We start from the raw sequence: 12,434 nt of genomic DNA, 5'->3' as shown, positions 1-12,434 counted from the left end.
GTTAGTTCCTTCCTCTTCTGTACAGTTCACGGCCGTTTCCGGGGCCGGTAATAGCCTGACTGCTGCGGTCCCCGTGCATCCCCCGAATATGACCGATAATCAGTTCCACTGCATGACTGCAGTACTCATCCCGAACCTTCACCTGCTCAAGCCGCTTGAGTGCAGTTTCAACACGCTCGGTCTTGGCGGGTGCGATAAAGGAAAGAACATATCTTCTATCCTCTTCGTGGAGATAGTAAAGGGCCAGCGCAAGATTCTGATCGCTGACCCTCATGAGAGCATTCTGTACTGTCACATACCGGTTGCCTTTAATGCAATCCAGCAGCGTTGTATTTCTGTCCGCCACGTATACCGCCGTCCGTCTGTGTATCCGTCATTATGATTCCATAACTATAATTCCATCGCTGTAAAGCCATGGCTGTAACACCATAGCTGCTGAATGCTACTACGGCTATGTAATACTATAGCCGGAATCATTCCCGAATCCAGCGCAGCACCTCGGAAAGCCGGACCTTTTTCCCGGTCATGAGAATTCCAGTACGGAAAATTCTGGCTGCAATGTATCCCACAGCAAAAATGGATGCGATGAGGATTCCCGCTGAAAGAACCACCTGGAACGGGGGGACTGCAGCCGCCACCGAACGCATCACCATCACCAGCGGACTGGTCAGGGGAAAAAGGCTCAACCCAACTGCCATGGAACTGCCGGGACTGATGGTAATGGGAGCGATCATCATCATGGGCACAATGAGAAACAGGATCAGCGGCATACCCAGCTGCCCCACCTGCTGCTCATCCTTGCTCGCAGCCCCGATGGCTGAGTAAAAGGCCGCATACAGCAGAAATCCAAGCACAAAAAACACCATGAGTATCAGGAGATTTCCGGGCTGAAGGCTGGCAGGCAAACCGATATCCCACAGTTCCCGGCTTACCGAACTGAACAGCAGGAGTGCGCCGATCCAAATGCCGTACTGGATCACCCCTGCGGTGCCGATGCCCAGGATCTTACCCATCATCAGCTGTCCGCTGCTCACCGAGCTCATCATCAGGTCTATGGTCCTGCTGGTTTTCTCCAGAACCACCGAGCGGGCTATCACCTGACCGTAGAAGAGGATGGTCATATACAGAAGCATGGTCAGGGTGACCACCACAAATATGGTGTTCTCAAAACCATCATCCCCCTGATCGTCATCTCCGGCAGCTCCCACCCGAATGAAGCGGAATTGGGGATTACTGTTCAGGTCTTCGGCGACCCGGGGCTCAATATTGTATTTTTCAAGCTTCCGCTGGTACGCAATGGAGTTCACTGCTCCCCGGACAGCCTGCTGAATGTGGTATGCGGTATCGGTTTTGCTGAAGTAGCGGATGGTTTCCAGATCCTCGGAAAGGGCAACCATGGCGGTCACCTCATCTTCGTCCAGAAGTTTCCTTCCTTCATCCTCCCCGGACACGGGCTCCAGAATAATTCTTCCGCCCCCCTCTTCCAGTGCATTTTCGATGTTGCGGAAGAGGCTCTCATCATCCGGCCGCACCAAGGCCACCCTGGTATCGTCGTCATAGGTGAAGGGATCGTTGGCAAGAAGCCCGGGGAGAATTGAGATGGCCAGAATCAGAAACGGTCCCAGAATCGTTGTAACGGCGAAGGCTTTGGTCAGCGCCGTGGTGCGCAAATGCTGCAGGGCTATTACCCAGGTTTTATTGCTTTTCATGATCTGCTCCAAGGAGTTCGGAATATATTGCGTGCAGGGAGGGGGCTTTGAATTCAAATCTCTGAATTGATATCTGCTCAAGCAGGGTTTTCAGAAGCTGCTGGCCGTCGTTCCCCTGCTCCAGCATAATCTCCCTCCCCCGGGGAAAGGAAAGTACCGACTGAACCCCGGGAATATCTTCCAATCGGGGAAAGTCCTGCTCCGATTCAAGGTAGAGGGTGTTATTCCCCCTGCTGCTTTTAATGTCGCTCAGGCGTCCGCTGAGTATTTGTGCCCCCCGGTTGATGATGCAGATTTCGTCACAGATTTTTTCCGCATGATCCATTATGTGCGTGGAAAAGAGAATCGTTTTTCCATCCCGTTTCAGCTCGGTGAGAATTTCAAGAATCAGATTCTGACTCAGAGGATCCAGACCGCTGAAGGGTTCGTCAAGGATCAGCAGATCCGGGTCGTGCAGCAAAGTCACAATAAACTGGAGCTTCTGCCCCATTCCCTTGCTTAAATCGTCCACTTTGCGGTTCTTATACTCACTGAGCTGGAAACGATCCAGCCAGTAATCTATTCGGCGGTTCAAATTTTCCCCGGGCTCCACGGACTTCAGCCGGGCGAAGTACTCCAGGGTTTCTCCGCATTTCATTTTAGGATACAACCCCCGTTCCTCCGGCAGATAGCCGATCCGTTCACGGTCTGCGGAGGTGATGGGTCTTCCGTCAAATAAAATCTTTCCGCTGTCTGCCATGATGATCTGGAGGATCATTCGGATGGTTGTGGATTTTCCCGCTCCGTTGGGACCCAGGAGGCCGAAAATACCGCTCCGCTTCAGGCTCAGGCTCAGTGAATCCACCGCACGTACACCCTCAAAATCCTTTTTCAACTCTTGAAGTTCAAGCATTAGATACTCCTCACAATAATCCGGTGATGACCCGAATCGTGATCTATTATAAACTCTAGCAATCTATGGAACAATCATTTCTCTGGTACGACCTGGAAACCTTCGGCACGAATCCCTTTCATGACCGCATAGCCCAATTTGCCGCTGTGCGCACCAACATGAAATTTGAAATCATCGGCGAACCGGTGGTGCTCTACTGCATCCCTTCTGAGGATTACCTTCCCGACCCCCAGGCCTGCCTGGTGACGGGGATCACCCCCCGGGAATGCAGAAGCAAGGGTTTACCTGAGTACCAGTTTGCCCGGGAAATATTCAATATCATGATGGTTCCCGGCACAACCGTCACCGGATACAATTCCATTGCCTTCGATGACGAGTTCATCCGTAATCTTTTCTACCGAAACCTGTTCGATCCCTACCTCAGGGAGTACTCCAACGGCAACAGCCGCTGGGATATCATCAATCTCGTACGGGCAACCCATGATCTGCGTCCGGAGGGGATCATCTGGCCGGAAACAGATGAGGGGAAACCTCAGTTCCGATTGGAACGGCTTTCGGCGGCCAACGGTATCGGCCACGATCAGGCTCACGATGCCCTTTCGGATGTATACGCCACCATTGAAATGGCAAAGCTGATTCATGACAAACAGCCCCGGCTTTTCAACTGGAGCTGGAAACACCGGAAGAAGGACGAGCTGAGAAAACTGTTCAACCTGAACAGCCGCCCGGCGCTGGTGCACAGCTCCCCCCTGCTCACCCGAAAAGAAGGAGCAACCACCCTCATCTGCCCCCTGGGCGTACCCGGGGAAGGCGCGCGCCAGGGCCGGGATACCATGCTCTGCGCAGATCTGCGCTACGACCCGTCCCGCATTCTGGATCTGAGCGTTGAAGAGATCCGAAAGAGGGTATTCCTCCCCTCGGCCATGGAAGATGAAACCCACCGGCGCTATCCGGTATACAGCATCAAAATCAACCGGGCCCCCTTCGTGGCCCCCCTGAACTCCCTGAAGCCCGAGCGTGCCGACGCCTTGAATATCGATATTCAGAAATGTCTGGATAACCGGGATACATTATTACGGAACCAGGATATTACTGCGAAGATTCGGCAGGTATTCAACGATCCTCCGTCGGGATCTCTGCCCGACGACCCGGATTATCAAATTTACGGCGGATTTTTTGCCGACGGGGACAGGGAACAGTTCCCGTTTATTCACCGCAGCATGGAGGAATTGCTCTCCATGGATGATAAATCCCGGGAAACGGGTATACGGGAGTTTATTTCCGGGGTTCAGCGCATGAACCTGACCCAGAAAGAACGTGTGAGCAAACTGGTGAGCAGAATGCTGGGAAGAAATTTCGGCAGTCAGCTCAGGGGCAAGGCCGCCCAGAGTTGGAAGGAGTTCTGCCAGAACCGTCTCATTTTCCCCCTGCTGAACGAAGCCCGGGATATCCACAGCTTCCGCCGGGAAATTGAGAAGCTTCAGAGCAGACCGGGGCTTCAGGTCAGAGACAAGATAGTTCTCAAGGAGCTGCTGGAATATTTCGATGAATTAAAGAGGATTACTCTGGAGGTTTCATGAGCGGACTGCTGGCGAAAGCCAGGGACATCAGACGAAAACGGGGACTGTCTGTTCCTGTACATCAGGAAGGTTCAGATTCTTCCCAGGGTATCTCACAGGAAGAACTCGAGGGCATCAACAGAAAAATCAATGAAGTGGCTTCCGCCAACCGCATTGACGTCCGGCCGGACACCTTTCAGCTCCAGAGTACGAAGCGGGGAATCGGTCTGCCCCTGATGGTCAACTTTCTCAGTCTGCTGGTTCTCGCCGCCGGTTTAGCGGTGATGTTTTACTTCTTCCGGCAGAATGAAAGCAATATTGAACGGGAAGTTCAAACTCTCAGTTCCACAGAAGGACGCCTTCTGGAGGTGCTCAGAGAGGAAGCTGAAGCAAATCTTGCTGCCAAAGAAGCTGAAATCGCCGAAATTCAGAACCGCCTCCAGCAGGTTGAGACCGAGCGAAGCAATCTCGCCAGAAACTTTGATGAACGTCTGGCCGCCAGGGAGCAGCTTCTCAGAGAAGAGCTGGAAAGCGAGCTTGAAGCCGAACGGGAACGTCTGCGTGCCCAGGGTTTAAGCGAAGAAGAAATTCAACAGCGGATTGCCCAAATCAGGGAAGAAAAAGAAGCCGAACTCTCACAGGCCCTGGCATCCTTTCAGACCGAACTGGAAGAGGAACGGGCTCAGGCTGAAGCGGCCCTTGCTCAGATTGAAGATGAATACAGCAGCGAACTGGCCGCAGCCGATCAGGCCAGGGCGGAACTCCAGGCGGAAGCAAGGGCCCGGGAGGAAGCCCTTCAGGCTCAGCTTGATGCCGCCAGGGAGGAACAGCAGCAGGAGCTGGATGAAGCAAGCCGTGAGGTGAGTGAAGCCCGGAGCGCCCTGGAAGAACTCAATGCCCGGCAGGAAGAGGAGCAGGCCCTGGCCTCCCAGCTGAACGGATTTTATTCCCGGATCCGAACCCAGATTTCCAACGACAACTATGAACAGGCCCAAAATACCATTGAGCTTCTGCGGAATTTTCTCAGCACCCCGGCATTTCTGGAAACCGAAAGCCTCAGCCGGCGCAGGGACACCGAATTGTTTCTGGCGGATTCTCTCTCCAGACTGATCACCAGCAATCAGCGGCGCAATACCGAGAGTACCAGCCTTGCACGTACGGCAGAACTGGTCGGCGAAATACAGGCGATTTACGGACAGGCCGCCCAGCTTCAGAACCGGGGTGAAGGGGAACAGGCACTTGAGCTGTACCGGGAGGCGGTCAACCTGATTCCTGAAATATCCCGGTCATACCAGGCTCTGGAGCAGGCGGATGAACGGCAGGATCAGGCCGCGCTGGAGAATGCGGTGGAAGCGGCGGAAGAATCAGGGGAACAGCAGGCTCTGGCCCGGGCTGAAGAGGAATATCAGGTTCAGCTGGCGGAACTTGAAACCCGGCTGAATCAGCAAATACAGGAACAGACCGATACCATCATCGGCTTACAGGATCAGATTCAGTCCCGGCAGCTCACCATAGATCAGCGGGATCAGACCATTGAAGACCTTCGCCAGGAGCTTGAAAGCGCCAATGCACGGATCAGCCGTCAGAGCCAGGAGCTGACACGCCTGCGCAGCGGGGTGGAGGATCTCGAAGGAGCCCGGGAAAACCTGGATGCGGAAACTGAAGATCTGCTGGCCCAGATAGACAGTCTTCAGCAGGAACTTGAAACCCGCCGGGGCAATGAGCAGAACCTGGAAGAACAAATTGCACTTCTGAACAGCAGACTCCAGGGATCCGAGGCAGATGCAGCCGGCAGCGCACAGGAACTTGAAGAGGGCATGGCCGAGCTGGAGAGTACCCGCAGCAGATTGAGTGAACTGGAAGATCAGATCTCCGAGCTGGAAAACCGTCTCAGCAGCAGGGAGGACGAACTGGCTCAAACCGGTCTGGCACTTCAGCGGGCCGAGCAGGCACGGGCTCAGGCGGAAACCGCACAGCAGAATGCCCTGGACGCACTCCGGGAACTCCAGGCCCGGGAGACGGCTGAACCAACCGCCGGGGAAACAGCACCCGAGCTTCGCCAGGAACTTGAGAATAACCGGGCTGAGCTGGCCGCCAGAGAATCGAGAATCAGCGAACTGGAAACGGAGCTGACCCGTCTGGAACGTCAGATTGCCCGGGAAAGCAACAGAATCAGTTCACTGGACACCCAGGTGACCAATCTTGAAGAGGAAAATGACAGACTTGAACGGGAACTTGAGGTAACCGAAACCAGCAGTCAGCGGCTGAATGCGGAAACCCGGGCACGGATTGCTTCACTTCAGGAACAGGTGGAGCAGCTTGCGGCGGTGGCAGAAGACTACAGCTCCATGATCAGTGCCTATGAAAGATATGTCCGGGCAGAAGAGCAGCTTGCAGCAGGGGTTGAAGACCGGGCCATCCTTCAGGGGAAAATCGCCCTGGACCGCTTTCTGTCCGCTCCCGAAGTGCAGGACGCCTTTCCCGGTCTGTCTCAGCGAATCAAACGCTACGACCGGGCCTTTGAAGCAGCCGGTAAAGAAGCGGTAATTCTGGAGCTTGCGGATGAAATCTATGCGGTATCCAGCTACCCGCCCGGGGCCCGGAGAGAGTACATCTCGCAGCAGATGGAACAGACGGATAATCCGGACATGCTGGATTTCTACGAGAACATGCTGCTGATTCTGGATCAATGAGTCCAGCACATCTGTCCTAATAGCCGATCTCTTCATAGAGTCCGGCGGTGGGGATGGAATACAGGCGCTGCTCCAGCATAAAAAGGGATTCTTCATCGGTATTTGAGGAGGAATCCTGCTCGGCGGTCAGCTCATACCGGAAAAACACCCGCCATTCTTCCCCGTCGGAATCATAGCGTTCGCCTAGGAACTTCAGGGATCCGGCATTCAGATCCGCCCATCTGCCGTCTGACTCCCCATAGAAGCTGAGCACTCCCTGACTGTTGAACACCAGAGTTCCGTCGTGAAGGACGTTCAGCAGCCGCCCCCGAACAGGTTCACCGTTTCGCAGGAGCTTTTCGGCGGTTCTCTCCGTAAGTCCCGGGTCGCTGCTGTCCCATGTGAAGGTGATAAATTCGCTGATATTTCGGTCAACCACCGAAAAATAGGAGCGGGGGCTGTCCTGGTTACTGCGCCGGTGGTAGAACCCCACCGGGCTGTAGCGCTCATCCGGCCGGCCATCATCATCCCGGGGCAGACGGATAATACCGTGAACCGCCGGGTCGGACATGGCGATGGTTCCGGCGGGGCTTGTCTGGTCGAATTGAAGTTGATAGTCCAGGGCAATTTCATAGGCGGTCTCTGTGGGCCAGTGAAACACCAGATAGCTGAGCCTGGATGAATCGGCTGCATTGCTGCTCTGATACGGCGGCGAAAACCCCAGTACACGGTAATCCTCAGTGAAAGAGGAAAAACCTTCCGAGGAATACTGAGGGTCGGATGAAAGAAAAGATGCTGCAGTGCCATTGTCCCACAGCGCTGCTGTTTCAGTCGCTTTGAAGGACTCAAATGCCGTATCCACGGGGGTTTGGGCCTGCAGATTCATAGATGCTCCGTCCAGCTCCACTTTGAGAATTCCCTGACCGCCGTCCTGTGATCCAATGGGGTACATTCCGGCGGGCCAACGCTCAAGATCCTGTTCGTACAGGTCAATTCCCAAATAGTCGAAATAATAGCCGTTCGATACCATATCATCAAAAATCAGATTGATATCCGTCAAGGTTTTTGTCACCGTCAAATAATCCTGGGTATCAGAAGAGAACTCCGGATCCCGGGCATCGAAGAACAGATATTTGCCGGCAGGTTGATCTCCCCGTGGAAAAAACAGATACATTCCGGTATCAAGCATATCCGGGCCGGTTAACGCCGGAGGGGAGATACGTATGGGCGATCTGTCTCCTATTTCATCAATCTGCCATCGGGGAATATCCTGAATTACGATCCCGCCCCCGGGGTCCATGCGGGAAATCAGCTTTGCAGCATTGGAAAGTCCGGGAAAAAACGGCGGGGCTGAGCATGAAAACTGCAGAAGAACCAGGGCTGCAAGCACCCAAAAACGCCCGGCTCTTCCTCTGCCGCCGCCGCGGCGGCTGGAGTTTCGCCGGAGAAAATACACGTTCATAGGCCAAACCTCACTGAAATATAGGGAGCCGGGTTGCCGGTGAACACATAATCGCCCAGAGAATTGAGATACAGATCCGGAGCGTTCAACTCCCGGGAAAAGTCTGTTCCGCCGTTGAATGGAGGAATATGGAAATAGAAGGGAATCCCGAATCCCAGGGAAAAGCTCAGGTGCCGGCCGGCCTGCCAGTACAGCCCGCTTTGGAGGTTCAATTCAACCGGGAGCAGGGGGTCCAGGTAGATGCCGTCGTCCAGCATGAATCTCAGGGAACTGAGAAGCCGGAACTCCGGCTGAATATCAATTTCCCAGGGGATAATCCGGGGAGAAAACCCCACGGCAGGTCCGCCGGCAAGGAGGGGAAGAGATAGAAACAGGTCCTGGGAGCCTGCTGCCTGATTATCATCATTTCCGTATATCAGCCCGGGACTGAGGCCCGCCAGATACACAACGCTTTGAATGCCGGCCCAGAGCCTTCCCCGGAGGAAGAGTCCCCCGGCTTCAATGGAAGGATACCCGAACATATGCAGCCCCCCTTCCACATAGAACCTGTCCAGCCGTTCCTGCCGTGATGCGGCATCAATTTCCCCTGGTCCGTCGAGAAAGCGTCCAATCACTTCGGAAAAATACCCTTCCTTCTGAATACGGAACTCATACGCCGCCGGAACCGGAAGTTCCAGTACGGTCTTTCCCTGCTGATTAAAGGTTTGTGCAACCTCCTCTCCGGAAACCGAGGGAATAACCAGCATTGATCCGGGAAGTCCAAACACCTCAACCCTGGCCCGGTTCTCCACAGGCCGAAGCAAACGGGAAAGTTCTTGGTATGCTTCATACCAGAAGCCCCCGAACAGGTTGCGGTACCGGGAATCCACCGCTCCGTTCAGCGTGAAGCTTGCCCGATCCCTCTCCAGATACGCGTCATACAGACGGAATTCTGTGCGAAGATCATCCATGCTTCCGTTAAAGCGTACAAACACGATGGAATCTGCCCCGTTGAGCCGTGCCTGCTGAAAGGCCGTCATATCCTCACCGGAAGAAGGATCCTCCGGATTCAAAGCCGTATTTGAAGCCGGTCGTGAAGCCGGATTCGAGGAGAGAATAACATCCACTCCTTCGATGCGGTTCTGAAGCACCAGCAGAAGGCTTTCGGTAATAACCCGTCTCTGCTCCGGAGTGAACCGGGAACTTGGTCGGAATTCCAGATCAAAGAGGCTGCGGCGGGCTTCCTGGGCGGGCAGCGCAGCCGCTGCAGTAAGGAACAGCAGGACCATCCAGAGCATCGACGAAACTCCCGGACGCAGAAGCCTCATCCTGGTAAAAAACAGCTGCACAGATGTCATTCGATCCCCCCTGCTGCGATGGCCAGGCGGTAGAGCATGGACGCCTCCCGGTTGTACACAAACCAGTCCCCTGAGGGATCCCGGTAGGTAACGGCAATATCCCTGCCGGGAACCCCGTCCTGGAACAGGTCCCAATAAGGGATCCGCCGGGTAAACTCAAGTCGCGGCGAACCCAATGAAGGCCTGCGGCCGGGACCGTCTACTTTATACACATCAAGCATAAGATCTTCGGGCTCGTAGCCGGAAGATATTTCCCCGGGATTGTTATACACCGTAAAATAGCCGTCCTGAAAAATGTATTGAGGCCTGTGCTCTTCCTGCTCCCAGCTGCCGGGAATAATGTGGAATTCATAGTCGCCCAGGACGGCATCCGAAACATCTACCAGATCCTCATAGGGTACATACCAGAGCATGTGAAATCTGCCGCCCCGGTCTCTGCTCTGGAAGCTGAGAACGGCAACGATCCGGTCATTCCGGGGCTGGGGAATCAGTTCCCGTAGCTGGGCATCAAACCCGTTGTTGGACATGTAGTCGAAAAGTCCTGCACTTTCCAGCGCAGTGTTCAGTCCCTGAGGATAGTTTGTCATGAGCACCAGCGGTTTATCATCATACGGAGGAGTGGCGAAGGGGTCATAGTCCTCATATTCGTTCACAACGCCGTTGATATCCCGGCTGGCCCGTATGGCCAGTACGATTTCATTGTAATCATCGGGAGAGGGAAGCTCCACAAGATACTCTTCCCATATTCCGTCCAGTACCGGCACAATTTTCTGGCCTTCATGACGCCTTCCGCTCTCAACAAAGGGATTGGAGCTGTCTTCATCGGCCGCAGGATCCCAGCTCCAGAAGCCCAGGTCCAGCACGCCCCGTATTCCCCAGCCCCAGTTTCCCGGTCCCCGGACCCAATCCTCGAAACTTCCGCCCAGCACATCATTGTACTCCCGGGTATCCAAAACAAGAGCAAGATCCTCATCGAAGACAAGGCTGCGGTGCACCGACAGGGAATTCTCCCTGAACGACAGAACAAGATAACCGGGTTCATCTCCATCCGGAAAAATCTGGGAGGATTGGGCCATGTGGCTGTCCGGCTGAACCCACTTCAGCACCACGCTGTTATCATTGTCAGGCTCCATCTCCAGTTCGCTGATATATCTGGAATCTTTGATATACCCAAGGTACCCCGGGACTCCGCCCATGCCGTTGAAATTATCAGTACAGGAAAGGGTCAGCAGCGAGAAAAGTCCCAGAAGGAAAACCGGGAACCGGAGAAAAGAACCGGGTGTACGGCGGAATATCACCATTTTATCAGCACCCCCAGAGTCAAAGGTATCAGCACCGGCGCAATATCTGTTCCCTGGGGAAATATCCTGGGAGAAAAAATGCCCAGGGCATAGCGCAGATCCTGGCGGAGGAAAAGAGCACCCCGGGGCAGATTCCACTCCCAGTGGAGGGCTGCCAGATTGATATATGCGTCAACCGCAGTGATCCCCGTATCCAGTGAACTGAACATTGCCCCGAAGCCGCCGCTGTAGGCCGCCCGAAACGGCGATTCCGGCCCGAACAGCAGATAGCTGCCGAATTCCAGCATTACATCGTCATGGACCGTCATCCGGCCTCCCCCCAGACCCAGGGCGTCGCCGGGACGGACAAATATATGGTTGCTCAACCGCAGAAATATCATATCCGGCTGAAAATAATATCGCAGAGCCATGCCTCCGCCTGCCAGAGTCCAGAAATTATAAACAAACTCGGTTGCAAACCGGGTACGGGGATACAGCTGAGGCAAATCAAATTCATTCTCCGCAGCATTCAGGGCATAGGAAGCCTGACGGGGGTAATAGCCCTCGCCGGAAACTTCAACCAGCAGCTGCTGCCCCAACGCCAGCGGCTGGTAGGGGAGCGTCAAACTGCCGTTTTCAATCTTTCCCGCAGGACCTACCCCGGGAATATCCACTTCCACATCCTCCTGGGCTGAACGGAACAGTACCGAAGCCGGGGAGGTTCCCGCCAGCATGCCCGGGTTGCTGCGCATGAGCTGAATTTCCTCCCGGGCCTGATCAATCTGCCCTATGACCGAATCCATGAGCCGGTCCATGCTGTTCACCAGAACCAGACCGTCCCTGGCCACCTGCACGTTTCCGCCGATAATTCTGCGGGTGCGGACATCATAAGCCTTCACCATGAGAAAAATTCGCGGGGATTCCAGGCGGAAGTACACTGAAAGTGCAATGTCTGCATTCCTCTCCCCGGCAATATCCACCGGAAGGAGACCGAAGGGATCCCCTCCCCGACTTTCATATGCCGACCACTCCCGGGCCCGCAGGGCTTCATACCCTGCAGCCCGGATCTCATTTTCGCTGATGGATCGGAGAAATTCTTCATACTCCCGGATCAGATCCGTATTTTCCGGAGACTCCTCCGCCGGTTCCGCCTCCGGAAGGTTTTGGGAAGCGCCATTGGTCTCATCCTCGGAATGGCCATCAGAAACGGCAGCATCAGGGCGGCCCAGATTTCTCGGCTGGAAAATCATCACCCTCACAGGGTCTTCGTCTGAATTAATGTTGGGATTATCCCCGGAATCCGCCACAGAATCACCCGCAGAATCATCCAGCGATTCCGCTAGGGGGGAGGCATTCTCCTGGGCCGCCAAAGAACCGGCCTGAGAGCAGGCCGGAGTTCCCTCCCACAGGAAACCCCGGGAAACCGGAAGGAAAACCGGATGAATAAAAAGAGAAACTGCTGTCAGAAATGTGAGGACCAATCCCGTTGGATACCGATTCATAACGGTTCCAGTATACACCGA

At 54.7% G+C, this 12,434-nt stretch carries 9 protein-coding genes; 2 read left to right on the top strand and 7 right to left on the bottom strand.

From position 1 onward, the window contains the following. Window position 1 precedes the first annotated feature (1 nt). From L21SP2_RS02135 to L21SP2_RS02125, 3 genes are all read right to left on the bottom strand, one after another. Window positions 2-346, bottom strand: coding sequence for a hypothetical protein (locus L21SP2_RS02135; RefSeq protein ID WP_024266808.1), 345 nt, complete (start codon window positions 344-346; stop codon window positions 2-4). 127 nt (window positions 347-473) lie between these two features. Further along, window positions 474-1,709 carry an ABC transporter permease gene (locus tag L21SP2_RS02130; RefSeq protein WP_024266807.1) on the bottom strand — a complete coding sequence of 412 codons (1,236 nt, stop codon included), beginning with the start codon at window positions 1,707-1,709 and terminating at the stop codon, window positions 474-476. Then, the gene (locus L21SP2_RS02125) at window positions 1,696-2,601 is read right to left on the bottom strand and encodes an ABC transporter ATP-binding protein (protein ID WP_024266806.1); all 906 of its coding nucleotides are present in this window, start codon (window positions 2,599-2,601) and stop codon (window positions 1,696-1,698) included. The genes L21SP2_RS02130 and L21SP2_RS02125 overlap by 14 nt, the downstream gene beginning before the upstream one ends. Before the next feature lie 65 nt (window positions 2,602-2,666). Here L21SP2_RS02125 and sbcB point away from each other — a divergent pair, with 65 nt between their 5' ends. Both sbcB and L21SP2_RS02115 read left to right on the top strand, forming a co-directional pair. Further along, window positions 2,667-4,181 (top strand): exodeoxyribonuclease I, encoded by a 1,515-nt coding sequence (sbcB, locus tag L21SP2_RS02120; RefSeq protein ID WP_024266805.1) that lies wholly within the window; start codon window positions 2,667-2,669, stop codon window positions 4,179-4,181. Then, window positions 4,178-6,853, top strand: a complete 2,676-nt coding sequence (locus tag L21SP2_RS02115) for a coiled-coil domain-containing protein (RefSeq protein ID WP_024266804.1) — start codon at window positions 4,178-4,180, stop codon at window positions 6,851-6,853. Before sbcB ends, L21SP2_RS02115 begins: the two co-directional genes overlap by 4 nt. A 16-nt stretch (window positions 6,854-6,869) precedes the next feature. Here the strand turns inward: L21SP2_RS02115 and L21SP2_RS02110 are convergent, their stop codons facing one another. The 4 genes from L21SP2_RS02110 to L21SP2_RS02095 are packed head-to-tail and all read right to left on the bottom strand — an operon-like array spanning window position 6,870 to window position 12,413. After that, window positions 6,870-8,294, bottom strand: a complete 1,425-nt coding sequence (locus L21SP2_RS02110) for a hypothetical protein (RefSeq protein ID WP_024266803.1) — start codon at window positions 8,292-8,294, stop codon at window positions 6,870-6,872. Then, window positions 8,291-9,631 carry a hypothetical protein gene (locus L21SP2_RS02105; RefSeq protein ID WP_041401034.1) on the bottom strand — a complete coding sequence of 447 codons (1,341 nt, stop codon included), beginning with the start codon at window positions 9,629-9,631 and terminating at the stop codon, window positions 8,291-8,293. The genes L21SP2_RS02110 and L21SP2_RS02105 overlap by 4 nt, the downstream gene beginning before the upstream one ends. Then, a complete protein-coding gene (locus L21SP2_RS02100) occupies window positions 9,628-10,932 on the bottom strand; it encodes a hypothetical protein (RefSeq protein ID WP_024266801.1) in 1,305 nt (434 codons plus the stop codon). Before L21SP2_RS02100 ends, L21SP2_RS02105 begins: the two co-directional genes overlap by 4 nt. Beyond that, window positions 10,926-12,413 (bottom strand): hypothetical protein, encoded by a 1,488-nt coding sequence (locus tag L21SP2_RS02095; protein ID WP_041401032.1) that lies wholly within the window; start codon window positions 12,411-12,413, stop codon window positions 10,926-10,928. The genes L21SP2_RS02100 and L21SP2_RS02095 overlap by 7 nt, the downstream gene beginning before the upstream one ends. Window positions 12,414-12,434: the final 21 nt, after the last annotated feature.

This window comes from Salinispira pacifica, assembly GCF_000507245.1.
In the GTDB taxonomy this organism is placed as follows: Bacteria; Spirochaetota; Spirochaetia; order DSM-27196; family Salinispiraceae; genus Salinispira; species Salinispira pacifica.
This window is presented reverse-complemented; position numbering and strand designations above follow the sequence as displayed.